This is a genomic window from Rhodococcus sp. P1Y (assembly GCF_003641205.1).
In the GTDB taxonomy this organism is placed as follows: Bacteria; Actinomycetota; Actinomycetes; order Mycobacteriales; family Mycobacteriaceae; genus Rhodococcoides.
The window spans coordinates 4,476,182-4,491,054 of record NZ_CP032762.1; the positions used below are offsets into that span (position 1 = coordinate 4,476,182).

Here is a 14,873-nt window from a genome sequence, read left to right on the forward strand (position 1 = left end):
GGCATGCCCTTTTCGACCGTGGTACTACCAGGATGAAACGTTGTCACTAATGCCAAGGTCAAACGAAAGGCTGAGCTGTGAGAATCGGTGAACTGGCCGCGCAAGCGGACGTCTCGACCAGGCAGGTCCGATATTACGAGGCCAAGGGATTGATCAGATCCGATCGTGAAGCCAACGGGTACCGCGACTATGACGACATAGTGCTTGGTCGCGTACTTCAGATCCGGGAATTGCTTGGCGCGGGGCTGTCAGTACAGATGATCCGATGCCTTCTACCTTGCTTGGAATCACCATGTGATCCCATCGTATTCGACGGCGTCACACCGCACATGGTGCTGGGACTCAAGGCCGAGGTCCACAAGATTTCCCAACGCATCGACGTGCTGATTCGAAATCGTGATGCCGTCGCGGGCTACTTACACGAGCTGCAGCTGCGTTCTGCGGGATGACTGCGCCACAAGTCCAACACTCAACCGATGCGATCGAGATGGAGCGCCCACGCGATGGGCGTGCTATGCCGTAGAAGCAACCGTTTCACTCGAATGCGCTCCAGCGCAGTTTATTTCGTCGCTGCAGTGGTTGAATTTTACGACTTACACGGGAGTGGGCCAGCCTACGGCGAGGAGTTCTCTGCCTGGCGCGAAGCCCACCCACGGATGCCCGCCGACGCAGGTGCCGAGAATTGGATCGCAGAACAGTTCGGAAACTTCGTGCTCAGGCGTACAGAGGACGATTCCAAATGGCGTCGAGCTCCCTGGGACCACGGACTCCGGTGAGTAAACTCGGCAAACGGTCGGAATGGCACCAGATTGGCCGGCAACTGCCGAGAGGATGACAGTCCACCGCCAGACGGTGGTCCACCGACTTAACGGCGAATATTGCCATCACGGGACGAAACACCAAGTACCCAGATATCACAACGATCTGAATTGCTCCCGGCGCGCTGCGTACCAACCATTACAACGCTGTCTGACGCTCAGCCGCTGTCGTAGCTATGTGGTGCCGCGTTCTCGATGCAGAGTCGTGAACACGCAGCTCGGTGTAGCGATACCTCCGCCCGAACATACTGGTCCAAGATCCGCCAGTAGTGGCGGCTCCGCCGTCACCCAAACGGACCTCTGAATCGACAGGACCCGCTCGCAACTCGAACTCCACCGCCGATCAGCGGGCCCCAGCGTCAGGGATCAGCGCCTCAAAATCATGAGTAAAATGACAACCGGGGACCTGCTCCCGGTCCATCTAAGTCCCACATGGTCGCGCATCGTCCAAACGGTCCGCCATGGACATTCGACCTCACCACGATTCAAAGCGATTAGCTCGTACGTGTCGACGGTCTCCAATTCCCATTCACGACGTGGAACGTCGAACAGAGAACGACACGGCCACATGGACGCCCGCTGCAATTGCATCGTTCGGCACCACCTCGCAGCCGATAGTACCGCAGCGATGGTCCGCGACCACGGACACATCCACGCCCTCGAACAAGCAGCGATGGCTGGTGCGAACACCGGCCGCCCACACCGCCGCAAAGAACCGATACCACCCGGACCCGATGCCCTCGCTGCCGCAGCGAAGCTCCGAACGCCAACTGGATCAACACTGTCTGCCCAAGAATTTCGGACCGAAACCGGGAGCTAGACAGCCGCTCCACTAATTCGGGAGCGGTCATCCACGACCTGTGATCTACGAACAAGCCGCATACGGCAGGAACGCCCTCTGGTGGCCGACAAGAAGACAGGCGACCGGATGCCGGCACCGAACACGGCCGAGGCGGCCAGTCTCTATCAACGTTTGCGTGGGCATCTCGCGGGGTGAACAAGAGTTGATTGGCGCAGCGAGAACGACTAGAAATACGTTGCACACCGCCTCGGGCTGATTCCCGAGCCGCACATTACCGGCGTCTGCACCTATGCAAGCAGTTTAACCGGAGCCGCAGCTTGTCGCTGTTGCCGACCCACTGCAATCTAACCAGAAAAATGCAGCCTCAATCAGACTGACGACGGTTCAGAACCAACAGTTTTGCGGTAACGCAAATTCTTGGGAAAGCCTGCGCGCTTGGATTCTTGCAACTACGTCGAATCCGCGACGGTCCTGTGGAAGGCAAGACTTCTTGCGAACTCAGTCGTCACCGACAAGCTCTGTCTAGCCGCTTGGTGGAAATCGTCGCGGGCCACACCTGTTGCACGAAACAGAGACATGAACGTGTCTTGATCGACGGTCCTAGTTCCATTCACTGTATCTCGAAGCCTCCAAACCGACTCGTGCCACGCGCGAGCGGCGTCGATCGTTTGCTTGTCAGCCAGGAGGAGAAGACCCTCGAAGGCGTCGGCGCGCCGTTCCTCTGTCGCGTTGAGAAGGCGAACGCCTTCGACGTTTTCTAGCGGAGCTTCATCCATGGTGCCTAGGTGCATCGCTGCCGCCATGCGGATGCACAGGTGGACTTCGCGCTTCACCGCAGCCGCGTAGTCGACAAATGCAGTTAAACGGCGTTCGTCCCATCGAGCAGCACGCTCACGCTGCCACTTGACACGTTCATTCGAGAATGCTGCGAGCCAACCCAAAAATGCGCCACCGGCAGCGGTGACAAGCGGAAGCAAAACGGCCTTGTCCATATTGCAAATAATCGCAGACGGTCTGCTTTGCCAACAGTTGCCCTCATGTCTAAACGGTGGGGCACGCTGCGCCGCACGACTACGTCGTACACCGCCCGTCGCGACACCGACCCCATGGGGAAGGTCATGGGCTGGCCCCTTCCCCCACAAGATGCAACTAACGAACCCGCTATCGACGACCCGGCAACCCGGCAACCCGGCAACCCGACCCTGACTACGTTCGCGTCGACCCCTGCATCAACCAATCAGGACCTCTACACCTTCCGGTGGCGACTACGAACACGACCCAGTGATAACCGACACCGCCCCGTTCCTAAGACCAACGCCCTTACGAACGCGTCCTCGATTTTCGCGGCATTACCCCGCTTTGCGGGGTCCTGCAACAAGTGTGACGACAAAACCATCACCGTTCGGTGGGATCAACGCTCAAAGAGATGAGTAAGTGATGAGTTAGGCGTCCACCGACGTCCATCAGCTACCCGGCGATGCGAATCCGGCACACAACTCGCAGGTCAGCGGCATGGCAACCAGAACCTGACTCCCCGTATTTGCGATTAAGAGTCAAGTCTCCGAAACGCCCTCCGGCGCTTGAGAACCCGCAGGTCAGGGAGTTGTCGATATTCGCGAAGCTTACGGTCGTCTACACGTACCCGGACAACAAAAAGTGCCCTTGACCAGCAAATATGCTGCTCAAGGGCACTCGTTGTGCGCCATCAGGGATTCGAACCCCGGACCCGCTGTCTAAACGAACACAATTTCAGTGGATGCACCGAAGTCCACCACCATGCCACTGACCTGGCGGTTCGGGGATTCCAGTGGCCACTAACGTCCGGGTGGGTGCACACGGCTTTGGTGCAAAGCGTTGAGCGAAAGATGACCTCTGAGCGTCCGCCCGAGTCCACCTGAGGGCACACTCATACAGAGCGATTCATGCGGTCACTCGAACCGACGATTTCAAAGTGATGACCTGACTCCCCGAACTGATGTTCGGAGCTGCACCCACGTCCGAACTCCATGGACTGATCCGCTTATGACAACGCCCATACGGTGTGTTCTCGGACCACAGGCTGCCGCCGCTGTCCTAATTCGCGTCTTGCATGTGTCGGGACGTAGTGCCCAATTTCCCTAATCGGGAGGCGGGAACCGGTGATCCGAGTCACTGACATGGCACCCATCGGAGGCTATATCGAGCGCTCCTCGAGCGAATTAGTTAATGGCCCGGACCGCACTTCGCTTGTGATCTTCTGACACACCGGGATCGCTTCCCATAGTCCGCGAGCTTAACGCGGACTCGGCCGCTACCTCAGCACCGTCTTGGGACTCCCAGTGCGTTGCGGCGAGAAGGCCTCGTCGCTCTACCACGGCAGCAGGCAACAAAAGACCCCAGGTCACCGAGACATGCGTTTGCCAGTACTTAGTCGAGCCGTCACCGAACTATCGAACCAGGCTGGCCACCCTATACACTTCGTTGGTTCGGGGCGGAAGCCTCGCTCCCCTTCATCCCTCGCATCGTCGACGAAAGAGTGTGGTCTTGACCCGAAACGTTGTGCCTGCCGTCTCTGTCAAGTCGCGACGACCACAACAGAGATCGGCAGACTCCGACCAAAACACCCGGGCGCAATTGAAACTTCTCGAAACGCGTTCATATAAAACCTATCTCGCTCGGCAGTCAGCTTGCGTTCGTCTGGGCCGGAGAGCTCGTGGCTGGAACTGGGCCCTTGTCGCATTCTCCACTGCCACTACGATTGCTGCAGTTGGCATGCTGACGGAACCCTTGATGTACGGCCCAAATGGCAGCACCCTACTTGTATGCCTGTCGGTCGTTTCACTTGTCATTTCACTGGCGGCCACGAATATGGACTATTCTGGACGCAGTCGGGACATGTTTCTCAATTATCGAAAGATTCAAAGGATCTCCATCGAGGTTGAGGAACTCGCCAATCGCAAAGATACGATCATAACGGTTGCAATGTCTCGTGATTTTTCGAATCGATATCAATCAGTGCTTGATGAAACCGAGAACCACACTTCGGGCGACTACTTTCGCACTATACCGCAAAAGCCTAAGCCAAAAAAAGAAAACAAGACAGCAAAGTTAAACCAAGAAAATGTGCAATGCGGCAAAACGTTGCCTGCGCGTTCGTCGACGGACGCTGATGAATTCAGCGAGAAGCATGCGAACAACCACAAGATTGGCACATTTGTCCGTCTAAGATCAATATGGATGGACTCCGCAATAACTGCAATACCCTACCTAAGCCTAGTAGTACCAGTAGGGTTATTTATTCCTCTGGGAATATCACTCACACCCTAAACAAGCAGCCGGGAACGCAAGTGGTATGTTCGGTGCGGGTCCCAAGAGGGGCTAGGCCACCCGCCTGCAACGCAGCCCTAGTGGGTCTGCAAGGCGTTCCGTGTGCGAACACGAACGCGCGGAAGCAGCATTTCGAGGCGGGCTAGCCGGGTCGGGACCGAGTGAGTTTGCTCGGTCCCGCCTTACTAACCACCAAGGGGTCCAATGATCGAGCTGGCTGGGGCAATCCGCGATGCCGCTACCGACAGAATCCGCGCGCACGAACGTCGTGTTAAACAAGCCAATGACGAGTCTAAACGACGGCAGCGGCGGTCCACCGACCCCCTACGCGAGTTAGAGGTACGTACGCCCAGGTACTGGGCGTATCACCCCAGCCACGAGCCCTTCCATGTTCGGGCGCGCGCCGCCTCAATCGGTCATGCCATTGATTTGTCCATCAAAGCGGGCACATACGAACCGCTGCCGCCCGCCGGGTTTCAGATTCCTAAGCCTGGCGGAAAGGACCGAACGGTTACGGCGTTCGCAATCGCGGACGAGGTGGTATCGAAGAGACTGTACAAATCGCTCATGAGCAAGAACCGCACAAGATTAAGCGCCCGATCCTACGCATACCGCAAAGATCTCGGTGTTCATGATGCGATCACTCACATGCAGTCGGAGTGGTCCAACGAGCACCGTATCTATGTCGCACAATACGACTTTGCAGACTACTTCGGCTCAATTGATCACGATCATGTATTGAGTACAATCTCGGCGCTCAAACTCGCAGTGACACGAACCGAGCGACGTCTACTCAAGGCTTTCATGACCGCTCCTCATCCGACTTTACTCCCAGGAACGATGCCGACGCATGCTGGAAATCGCGACCGCGGCATACACCAAGGAACTACAATAAGTCTTTTTTTGGCAAATATCGCCGCCACACCGCTCGATCGAGAATTTGAACGCCTTGGAGTTTCCTTTACCAGGTATGCCGACGATATCGTCGTCTGGAGTCGCGATTACAGCAATCTAAGCCGTGCGGTCGATGAGTTGCATCGATTTTCAGATCGGACTCGCTGCGCTATCAACCACGCCAAGAGCCCAGGGGTCCAACTCTTAACCACGCCCGAATCCGTTGCGGCGGAATTTACAAATGCGCATAGCCTTGAGTTTCTCAGCCATCGACTCGGACTGCGAGATATATCGTTGTCGAGCCGTGCAATCTCTTTGGCACAGACGAAGATTGACCAATATATCTACAACCATTTGTTGCGTGAGCCTATCAAGGGGACTCAAAATATTCTCCGCTTGAGAGGAGGTCTAGATCGCGACTATATTGCATTACTGTGGCAGCTTCGACGCTATCTCTACGGGAACCTCAGCGAAGCGCAACTCCGTCGACTCATGCGCGGCCCCTTGCCGCCAGAGATATCCCTTGCTGGCCTGCTTGGCCGCCATCCGATGGTCAACGATGTTGGTCAGTTGCGAGAATTTGACGCGTGGCTCTCAACACAGGTGTGGCTTGCCCTTCGTAAACGGTCACGGATTCTACACGGAAATTTAGGTTCAAATCCGGTCCCCGAACCCTGGGGATTTACTCAAAAACAATTGTGCGCCTTCATGACCAAGTCCACCTTTGGCAGCCAAGTAGACGGACGGCTTCCCAGTACTGTCCGGATGTCCGAGCTCGTCCGCCGTGCGGTTCGTGCGCACGGCACACGAATCGCCACTCATACCGTGTCGCTCTACAGCTGGAGATAAGGGACGTTCCAGCTCGATTGCATTGCCCACCAACGTTTAACATGTGCGGGCCTTGCGCCGGCCGGCCCAAGAACTGGCGGAGACTGTGATGCCACCAGGAGGATTGAAGAGTAAGCACGCTTGGTGATTTCGGCTGCGGACCCGTGACCGCGCGGTTCAGGCATACCACTGTCGTCTTGCATAGCAGGCAATACCAAGATCGCTGCTCGAGATCATATCGGAGCTCTCCCCAACAACAGCCCGTTGATGATCCAGAGCTAGGTCAAGAAGTACAGCCCAACAATTGACACTGGACGGTAGATACGCCTCCAGTCCGGATGCCGAACCCGCAAAGCAGCACTGCGAGCACAGTGCATTCAGAAACTCAATATTCTCTACAGCGTCAGCGTTTTTAAGCGGCGGAGGTCGACCGTCCACGTCCCTGACCGTCGATAACAAATACGACCCCCACGGCCGGGCGCCGAGATCGGAGGAAAAACCGTGCGACGCCGCTTTCTGGTTCAGATACCCGTCATTGACCAGATTCTTCGAATCTCGGTGGGTGCATCCCGGCGGCTTCCTGGTGCATGCGTGCCGCGCCGCGATGTTAGGACCAGCCCACCGGTGATGTCGTCGAATTCTGACAGGAAAGCGGCCAGAGCCTGCGACCGTGCCCGGGTTGCCGCGTTCGTGGGCATGCTGTTCCCAGTTCGGGGTGCGCATACACCCGCAACTGCCGCCACAACCACCGAGACGATCTCACCGATCCGTGCTCGCTCTTCGGCCGAACAGTCCAGACTAGGTGTGAGGGTGTCCGTCATCCAGGCGGTCAACACCCGGTCGATACTCGGCAGACCGGTATCGGCTGCTGCGTCGCTCATTTCGAGAGCATGCAGCGCACGCACCACCGGGCCGACGCCAGCCCGCTGGAGCAACGCCGTCGCGCACGCCGACACAGTGTCGACATCGGTCATGCGCCGGTGGCGGCGAGTTGTGCACAGGACGCTGACCCGCTGGTGCCCGTCGATGTACACCGCGGCCACCAGCCCGGTGCTGGACCGGTACCTCCGCCGCAGGCGATCCCGGCCGATCCCGGACACCGCATGGACCGCGTCGATCGAGACTGCACCCAGACCGCGCCCGAGCACCAGCAGGGCCGCCGCTTCGATCACAGCATCGTGCATCAGGGCCTCCCGCGGAGGTGTCCCGGCCTGAGGGCGCGGGGTATCGAGTGTGCTCACGTCTCGGAGTGTCGCGTGGCGACACTGTTTCGGCGCCGGAGGGTTCGTGAGGTGAGCACGAGTATCGCGGTTGCCGCGGTGGTCAGTGCGGCGTCTCGGGTACCTGCTGCGGCGGAGACGACCGCGAACATCGACACGGCGCCGAGGACATCGAGAACCGCTCGCAAAGCGGGGGTATCGAGCAGCAACACTGTCGGCGACGCAGCAGAACCCCTCGGCATCGACGTGGATGACGCCGATACGGCAGGTGTAGCTGCCGTTGTCGGCTGCGGTGATCGGTGCTCGATCACGCCTCGCGGCGCTCGCGCCGAGCGCCGACGATGTCGGTGTCATTGGCGAACATCAAGGTGCCGTCGGAGAGGGCGACCGCCCAGCGGCGCGGTGTACCCCAGTTGCGTCCCGCCGACTCCGCGGTCAGCAGAAAGTCGGCGAAGTCTTCGACGAGCGTGCCGGCCACGATGTGCCCGTCTACCCGCCGCACTTGGACTGTGTCACCAACACCGACCTGTGCATGTGTGAGATGTCCCGATGTGCTCATGACTGTATTGAAGCAGACCGCACGGGTGGGTCGACGCGCGCACCCAATGAGTACAGGGCGCACTCGCGGTGTGCCGCAACGGTTGCTGTCTCTGGCAGAGCACGGCTCCGTTGTCGCGTCGGCGTCAACGACGGCGCGTGTGAGCGTTCGTCTCCGGTGAAAGCGGAAAGCAGTCGGAGCTCTGCAGGCCGATAGCTGCAGGGTTAAGAGCCCTCTGCAGTTGCCGACCTCGTCGACACGCAGGCGGAGGGGTCAGTGCGCAGCGTCGTACGCGTCGACGATCGAGGCTGGGATACGGCCGCGGTCGCCGATGTCGTAGCCCTCGTCGGCGGCCCACTGCCGGATCGCGCGGGTGTCGGCAGGATCTCGCGTGGACGCGCTCGCAGCCGTGGATTTCGGGGCGGGTGTCGGCGCGCTACCAGCGGGTTTGGGCCGGTGCCGGCGTCCGCCGGTGCGGGCGGCGTGGTCGATGTAGTAACCGACTTTGCGGTGGAACTCGGCGGCGTTCTTCGACTTCAGGTCGATGACGTAGTCCACCCCGGCGACGGAGAATTCGATGGTCTCCCCGGTACCGTCGTCGATAACGGAACCGTCGAGATCGTCGACCAACTCGACGGACACTTTCTTGGCCACGATGCGTGACTACCTTCCGCTCGGCATGTACTGATCGTTGAATCCGAGAATAACCCGGCGCACCCATGCCGGAAGACAATGTCCGAGCACCGGTTGTGGGCAGACTCGGTGGGCGCCGTACCAACCAGATCGCCCACAACGACCGGCGATGACGGGGGCCAGCCACGCGCAGCCCCCGCTCTGTCGACTGCGTCCGCCCTCACCGCCAAGTCCCGATAAGGGGCACCGTCAGCTCGACATCCAGATACGGCGGCGCGCTACAGCTTTCATGCGGGTCACCATGATCGGGCTCAATCCGAACCGGCCGAACGCACTGCCCGGATCCCGGTCGAGTATCTCGATGACGCCGCGGTAGAACTCCCGCGCCGTCATGTCGAAGTGGGTGTAAATGTCTTCGTCCGGGCCGCCGCCGTGGTTGACCCACCGCAACGCGTAATCGATCATCGCACGATCGTTGCCCATGTCGGGACCACCGGATGCGCTGCCGCTATCGGCTGTCGGTAGCCCTGATTGCTCCATCATCATCGTCATCTGCCCCACCTGTCGTTCTACAACTTCACACGGCCGACGAAAATCCCGGAAAGCGCGTTACGCCGAACGTGTCCGTACGCGCACCCGGCTACCGCCGCGAGTGAGCGTGTGGGGCGGCGGCAGGGAGTCGACACCTGCCACCGCCCACCTGACCCGGCAGCACCCCACAGCGCTGCCGGGAAGCGGCTCACGCGGCAGCGGGGTGCGGGGTCCGCGGATAACCGTCGTCGTCTACTTCGACGGCCCGCTGCTGGTCGACGACATCCGCTTCGGGACAGAGCTTTTCACTGATGTCGATCCCCAGGACCGTCGCCCACCACTGCTCGCGATCCTGATCCTCGGGCCACACCACCGGTTCCATCACGTCGATCATCGAAGATCACCTCCCATCACTCTTGACGCTCGAACAACAACTGCCAGAGGAGTTCTCGTTCCCGAGCAGGCGCGCAACGGCGACTGCCCGGGAACGAACGAGACCTAGACGGTCAGGGCGAATGCGCTTCGATGGAGCGTTGACCACCGCCGCCTGCGCTGATGTCGATCTTGCGCGGCTTGGCGCGTTCGGCGAGGGGAATGGTCACCGACAGGACACCGTTGTCGTAGGACGCGGAGATACGCTCGGTGTCGACACCCTCGCCGAGTGCGACCTGGCGGCGATACGTCCCGGCGAATCGTTCGGAGGAAATCCACTGCACCCCATCGCTGTCGGGCGCGGTGCGGTGTGCGGTGAGCGTGAGGGTGCCGCGGTCGACATCGACGTCGACCGAACCTGGGTCGACACCGGGAAGATCGGCGGACAGAACGTAGTGATCGTCGAGTTTGTACAGGTCCATCGGCATGAACCGGGGTGCACGATCGGAACCGCTCGAGGTCCCCAGCATGGCCGAGGTAATCGAATCGAGGTCACGGAACGGATCGAAGCGAAGCACAGCAACCACCTCCGTCATTCCCAGATGCGCCCGCCCCTGTGACGGGCTGCTCTTGACTGTGCGAAACAAAAATTAGCACTCGACGACTGCGAGTGCCAAGATGGTGGAACAAGTTTTTTCGAGAATTTTCGGGGCAGGCACCGTCCCACGAAGACGGTCAATGATGCTGCGCGAGCACCACATCGCGCAGGATGCGACAAAGGCGAGGAGTCAACACGATGACAACGAACACGATGACAACGAACAAGCAAGACCGCGGTGCGAACGGTGAGGGTTCGGGCGCTCGGCGGTGGTGGAATCGGCGAGCATTCAGCCGGACCGAGAACACCGAATCGGCGTTGATGGTCGGCGCGCTGTCGATCGTGAGTTTCTGGGCCCCAGGTCTCGGGGTCACCCTGGGGATACTCGCGGTCGTCGCCGCGCTGTGGGCTGACCGGAGCTCGATGCTGTCGGGGCCGCGGGCGCCGCGCGGCGACGCAGCACTCGCCTACGGCGCCGGCACCCTCGGGATAGTCCTGGGGGTCGGGTTCCTGGCTATCGTCATTCCGAACTGGTGATCAGCGATGGCCGAGAGCATCGTGCGCGAGTTGAGCGTTGCCGAACTGGACGCCGCGCTCGCCGACACCGAGGAACAACTGCGCACGGCACACCGCGAGAACGCGCCAGCGGCGGAGAGTGCGGTACTCGAACACGCCAGGCGCCGACTGCTCGACGAATTTCGTCGACGCGGTCTCTGACGACGAAACCCGACGCCCCGGCGGCGGCATGGTGGTCCGAGGTACCGAACGCAGCGGTGCCTACCGATCGGGCGAGTAGCGCCGTCATCGGCGACCCGGGCGCGGCACCGATACAGTGCAGCCATGGGAGACGAACACACCACGCCACGACGTGACCTCACCCGTGCGATCGCGGAGGCGACCCGATCGTTCTTCACCCCGACCAGCCTCGAGGACACCCTGCGCGGGGTGACCGAGAGTGCCCGTTCGCTGATCCCGGCGGTCGACTGCGCCGACATCCTCATCGTCCGAGGGCCCAAGAAGTACCAGTCCCACGCAGCGACGAGTGAGCTGCGTGGGACTGGATTCGATCCAGGAGCGTGTCGGCGAAGGCCCCTGCGTCGATGCCGCCCGCAGTGAGGAATTCGTTCGCTGCAACGACTTTCGAACGGATCCGCGGTGGCCGGTGTTCGGGCCCGCAGCAGTCGACGCCGGTGTCCTGAGCAGTATGTCGTTCCGGCTCTACACCGAGGACGAGACGATCGGCGCACTGAACCTGTTCGCGCTGACCGAGAATGCGTTCAGCGACGAGGACGAAGAACTCGGCACCGTCCTGGCCATCCACGCTGCGGTGGCACTCTATGCCGCCAACAAGACCGAACAGTTCAAGTCCGGCCTGGCCTCCCGAGACACCATCGGTCAGGCCAAGGGCATGCTCATGGAGCGCTACGGCATCGACGCGGTCCAAGCGTTCGACCTGATATCGCGTCTGTCGCAGAACGAGAACATCCCCGTTGCAGCGTTGGCCGCTGAGCTGGTCACCCGCGGATCCGACCCGGCCGCCGCCCGCGACCTACGCTGACGGTCCAGGCGCACCGGCCTGCGCACCCAGTTCGACCACTACGCAGTGCGCTTCGGTTGTGGCCGATTGGACCGGCGCGGAACCTGATCGTGCGGTGGAAGGTCGAATCCGAAATTGTATGCGTGGCTCTCTCCTGCTTGCAAACCACATGATGGCCGAACACAGCTAACGGCTGGACACCGACCCGTGTTTTCCGTATGTTCGAAATCACCGGATAGGAGCAAACATTTGGTTACACGGCGAATTATTCAGTGGTCGACCGGCCGAGTAGGTGTCCATACCCTGCGCGCCGTACTCGATGACGCGGGGCTCGAATTGGTCGGCGTCTATGCCCACTCCCCCGACAAAAAGGGGGTTGACGCAGGGGATTTGTGTGGGAGGCCGAAGACCGGCGTTCTCGCCACCTCCGACGTCGACGACCTACTTGCCCTCGAAGCCGACTGCATTGTGTTCACGGCCAGAGAAGCAGACACGGTGACCGTCGAACGTCTGTTGGTCAGTGGATCGAACGTCGTGTGCACGACCACCTTCGGCAGCACGGCACTGGACGACGGCTATCGTGCGACGTTGAAGAGCGCCTGCTCGGCAGGGAATTCGTCTCTGTACTTCACTGGCGTGAACCCCGGGTGGATAAGCACTGTCGCGGTCGGTCTGACGGCCCCGTGCCGCCGCGTGGACAAGGTCACGGTCTCCGAGTCGTGCAATGTAGGCACCGACCCGAATGTCGACTTCTGGCTGGGGCACGGATTCTCTCGACCGCTCGATACCCCGGGGCTGGCCGAGTTCACTCGCGCGGCAATGTTGCCCTTTGCGGACACTGTCCAACGAGTGGCCGCGGCGCTGGACGTACAACTGGACAGCATCGACTATCGAACGGACTACGCAGCGAGCCGGTCGTCCGTCGACTTGGGGTGGATACACATCGAGGCAGGAACGATCGGCGCACTCCGCACTGTCTGGACCGGGCGGGCGGCAGGGCGCGCGTTCGTCGAAACAGCCATTACGTGGCGTCTGTCGGAAGACCTCGACTGCGACTGGACGATGACCGACGGTGCGTATGTCATAGAGGTCGACGGCGAACCGAGTTCGCGAACTGTCGTCGAATGGGACTTCCCGAAAAGCTGGAGCAAGACCGACTTCGCAATCCTCACCGCGCAGCCCGCCGTTGGCTCCATCGGAGCGGTCTGTGACGCGCCACCCGGCCTTCTGACTCTGCGCGATGTCGGCTTGCCGCACGCGCCCGTCGGACGCTGGAGCTTAAACCTCAGCTCACACGGTCAGAGACACCGAATCGATGAGGATTGATATGAACATGACGGCAGCAACCTACGACGTCGTCGTCGTGGGCGGTGGTAGCGGCGGTTACGCAGCGGCTCTCAGATCCGCCCAACTAGGCCTGAGCGTGGCGTTGATCGAACGGGACAAACTCGGTGGAACGTGTCTTCACGCCGGCTGCATACCGACGAAAGCGCTGCTGCATGTGGCAGAGGTAGCGGATTCGATATCGCACAGCGCGGCCGTAGGCATCATGAGCACGCTCGACAAGATCGACGCTCAGGCCGTGCAGACCTTCAAGAACGGGGTGGTGGATCGACTGCACCGCGGACTGCAGGGCTTGGTCGATGCGTCGGACGGAATCACCTACATCAGGGGCGAGGCCGTACTGGTCGACTCCCACACCGTGGCAGTCGACGGTGAACACCTGACCGGCCGCCATCTCGTTCTTGCGACGGGATCCACTCCGCGGATGATCCCCGGCGTCGACCGCGGGGGACGCATACTCACCAGCGAGGACGCCCTCGCCCTGGCCGAGATCCCGGCGTCCGTGGTCATCATCGGCGGCAGCGTCATCGGGGTCGAGTTCGCCAGTGCGTGGAAGTCGCTCGGGGTGCAGGTGACCGTGGTGGAGGCACTCGCGAACTTGGTCCCACTCGAGGACGCGTCGCTGTCGCGCCAACTGGAGCGTGCCTTCAAGAAACGTAGGATCGACGTCCGAAAGAATGCGTCCGTCACCGACATCGCACAAAGCGACGACGGGGTGACGGTCACGCTCGCCGATCGAACGCAGCTCGTTGCGGACTACGTTCTCGTCGCTGTCGGCCGCGGCCCGCGCACAGAGGGCATCGGGCTGAAAGAAGCGGGCGTCGACACCGACGGGGGTTGGATCACCACGGACGAGCGGCTTCGGACATCCGTCGAAGATGTATACGCGATCGGAGACGTCGTCCGTGGTCTACAGCTCGCGCATCGCAGTTTTGCTCACGGCATCTTCGTCGCCGAGGACATTGCGGGACTTTCGCCGGCTCCCGTTCGAGACTCGGCGCTTCCCCGCGTCACCTATTCCGAGCCGGAGCTCGCCAGTGTCGGACTGAGTGAACTCGAGGCCCGCGCCACCTACGGCGAGGGCATCAAGACGTACGAATACAACCTTGCAGGCAACGGCAAGAGCCAAATTTTGCAGACCGCTGGCATCGTGAAGATGATCGAGGATTCGAACGGAGTCGTGGTCGGGGTTCACATGGTCGGTTCGCGCATGAGCGAGCAGATCGGTGAAGCCGGCCTCATCGTGAACCTGGGCCTGACTTCCTATTCGATCGCCCACATGATTCACGCTCACCCGACTCAAAATGAAGCCATCGGCGAAGCGTTGCTCGCTCTGGCAGGGCAACCGCTCCACGCCCACGGCTGAACGATCGGAACGAACCCTGTTGGCACATGGACTCCACCTCGGTACGCCTACGATGTGATCGCAGCGCGTACGGTGCGCGTACAGGC

17 protein-coding genes are annotated in these 14,873 nt (G+C 60.7%); 9 read left to right on the top strand and 8 right to left on the bottom strand.

The features are described 5' to 3' along the window. Nucleotides 1–77 precede the first annotated feature (77 nt). Complete coding sequence (locus D8W71_RS20625) at nt 78–449, top strand: MerR family transcriptional regulator (RefSeq protein WP_121116114.1); 372 nt, start codon at nt 78–80, stop codon at nt 447–449. Between the two features lie 1,620 nt (nt 450–2,069). On the opposite strand, the gene D8W71_RS20635 is transcribed toward D8W71_RS20625, so the two are convergent. After that, nucleotides 2,070–2,453 carry a hypothetical protein gene (locus D8W71_RS20635; protein ID WP_153275402.1) on the bottom strand — a complete coding sequence of 128 codons (384 nt, stop codon included), beginning with the start codon at nt 2,451–2,453 and terminating at the stop codon, nt 2,070–2,072. A 1,690-nt stretch (nt 2,454–4,143) separates the two neighbouring features. Between D8W71_RS20635 and D8W71_RS20640 the strand changes: the two genes are divergently transcribed. Together D8W71_RS20640 and D8W71_RS20645 are read left to right on the top strand one after the other, a co-directional pair. Continuing rightward, nucleotides 4,144–4,926 (top strand): SLATT domain-containing protein, encoded by a 783-nt coding sequence (locus tag D8W71_RS20640; protein WP_161965476.1) that lies wholly within the window; start codon nt 4,144–4,146, stop codon nt 4,924–4,926. A 204-nt stretch (nt 4,927–5,130) separates the two neighbouring features. Further along, nucleotides 5,131–6,669 carry a reverse transcriptase domain-containing protein gene (locus D8W71_RS20645; RefSeq protein WP_121116120.1) on the top strand — a complete coding sequence of 513 codons (1,539 nt, stop codon included), beginning with the start codon at nt 5,131–5,133 and terminating at the stop codon, nt 6,667–6,669. Nucleotides 6,670–7,169: 500 nt separating this feature from the next. Here the strand turns inward: D8W71_RS20645 and D8W71_RS20650 are convergent, their stop codons facing one another. The 7 genes from D8W71_RS20650 to D8W71_RS20680 all read right to left on the bottom strand — a co-directional run bounded on the left by D8W71_RS20650 (nt 7,170) and on the right by D8W71_RS20680 (nt 10,520). Beyond that, nucleotides 7,170–7,889, bottom strand: a complete 720-nt coding sequence (locus tag D8W71_RS20650; RefSeq protein WP_121116122.1) for a hypothetical protein — start codon at nt 7,887–7,889, stop codon at nt 7,170–7,172. Further along, a complete protein-coding gene (locus D8W71_RS20655) occupies nt 7,886–8,179 on the bottom strand; it encodes a hypothetical protein (RefSeq protein ID WP_153275403.1) in 294 nt (97 codons plus the stop codon). The genes D8W71_RS20650 and D8W71_RS20655 overlap by 4 nt, the downstream gene beginning before the upstream one ends. Then, complete coding sequence (locus D8W71_RS20660) at nt 8,176–8,427, bottom strand: hypothetical protein (RefSeq protein WP_121116126.1); 252 nt, start codon at nt 8,425–8,427, stop codon at nt 8,176–8,178. The genes D8W71_RS20655 and D8W71_RS20660 overlap by 4 nt, the downstream gene beginning before the upstream one ends. Before the next feature lie 252 nt (nt 8,428–8,679). Next, the gene (locus tag D8W71_RS20665; RefSeq protein WP_121116128.1) at nt 8,680–9,060 is read right to left on the bottom strand and encodes a histone-like nucleoid-structuring protein Lsr2; all 381 of its coding nucleotides are present in this window, start codon (nt 9,058–9,060) and stop codon (nt 8,680–8,682) included. A 228-nt stretch (nt 9,061–9,288) separates the two neighbouring features. After that, on the bottom strand, nt 9,289–9,591 hold the full coding sequence (locus D8W71_RS20670; RefSeq protein WP_121116130.1) for a DUF3263 domain-containing protein: 303 nt from the start codon (nt 9,589–9,591) through the stop codon (nt 9,289–9,291). Nucleotides 9,592–9,778: 187 nt separating this feature from the next. Continuing rightward, nucleotides 9,779–9,964: a hypothetical protein gene (locus tag D8W71_RS20675; protein WP_121116132.1), complete on the bottom strand. Its 186-nt coding sequence runs from the start codon at nt 9,962–9,964 to the stop codon at nt 9,779–9,781. A 112-nt stretch (nt 9,965–10,076) separates the two neighbouring features. After that, on the bottom strand, nt 10,077–10,520 hold the full coding sequence (locus tag D8W71_RS20680) for an Hsp20/alpha crystallin family protein (RefSeq protein WP_201265441.1): 444 nt from the start codon (nt 10,518–10,520) through the stop codon (nt 10,077–10,079). Between the two features lie 218 nt (nt 10,521–10,738). Here D8W71_RS20680 and D8W71_RS20685 point away from each other — a divergent pair, with 218 nt between their 5' ends. The 6 genes from D8W71_RS20685 (at nt 10,739) to lpdA (ending at nt 14,787) form a co-directional block, all read left to right on the top strand. Next, nucleotides 10,739–11,077, top strand: a complete 339-nt coding sequence (locus tag D8W71_RS20685) for a hypothetical protein (RefSeq protein WP_236077529.1) — start codon at nt 10,739–10,741, stop codon at nt 11,075–11,077. 6 nt (nt 11,078–11,083) lie between these two features. Next, nucleotides 11,084–11,257 carry a hypothetical protein gene (locus tag D8W71_RS27400; protein ID WP_153275404.1) on the top strand — a complete coding sequence of 58 codons (174 nt, stop codon included), beginning with the start codon at nt 11,084–11,086 and terminating at the stop codon, nt 11,255–11,257. Nucleotides 11,258–11,380: 123 nt separating this feature from the next. Further along, nucleotides 11,381–11,656 carry a hypothetical protein gene (locus D8W71_RS28035; protein WP_236077530.1) on the top strand — a complete coding sequence of 92 codons (276 nt, stop codon included), beginning with the start codon at nt 11,381–11,383 and terminating at the stop codon, nt 11,654–11,656. Beyond that, entirely contained in the window at nt 11,592–12,098 is a 507-nt protein-coding gene (locus tag D8W71_RS20690; RefSeq protein WP_236077531.1) for a GAF and ANTAR domain-containing protein, read from the top strand. Before D8W71_RS28035 ends, D8W71_RS20690 begins: the two co-directional genes overlap by 65 nt. A gap of 228 nt (nt 12,099–12,326) precedes the next feature. Further along, nucleotides 12,327–13,403 carry an NAD(P)H-dependent amine dehydrogenase family protein gene (locus D8W71_RS20695; protein WP_161965477.1) on the top strand — a complete coding sequence of 359 codons (1,077 nt, stop codon included), beginning with the start codon at nt 12,327–12,329 and terminating at the stop codon, nt 13,401–13,403. Between the two features lie 7 nt (nt 13,404–13,410). Continuing rightward, nucleotides 13,411–14,787 (top strand): dihydrolipoyl dehydrogenase, encoded by a 1,377-nt coding sequence (lpdA, locus tag D8W71_RS20700; RefSeq protein WP_121119675.1) that lies wholly within the window; start codon nt 13,411–13,413, stop codon nt 14,785–14,787. Nucleotides 14,788–14,873: the final 86 nt, after the last annotated feature.

Coding starts and splice junctions, on each gene's coding strand:
- D8W71_RS20645 (WP_121116120.1), top strand. CDS start 5,131: ATGATCGAGCTGGCTGGGGCAATCCGCGATGCCGCTACCGACAGAATC.
- D8W71_RS20660 (WP_121116126.1), bottom strand. CDS start 8,427: ATGAGCACATCGGGACATCTCACACATGCACAGGTCGGTGTTGGTGAC.
- D8W71_RS20670 (WP_121116130.1), bottom strand. CDS start 9,591: ATGACGATGATGATGGAGCAATCAGGGCTACCGACAGCCGATAGCGGC.
- D8W71_RS20675 (WP_121116132.1), bottom strand. CDS start 9,964: ATGATCGACGTGATGGAACCGGTGGTGTGGCCCGAGGATCAGGATCGC.
- D8W71_RS20685 (WP_236077529.1), top strand. CDS start 10,739: ATGACAACGAACACGATGACAACGAACAAGCAAGACCGCGGTGCGAAC.
- D8W71_RS27400 (WP_153275404.1), top strand. CDS start 11,084: ATGGCCGAGAGCATCGTGCGCGAGTTGAGCGTTGCCGAACTGGACGCC.
- D8W71_RS28035 (WP_236077530.1), top strand. CDS start 11,381: ATGGGAGACGAACACACCACGCCACGACGTGACCTCACCCGTGCGATC.
- lpdA (WP_121119675.1), top strand. CDS start 13,411: ATGACGGCAGCAACCTACGACGTCGTCGTCGTGGGCGGTGGTAGCGGC.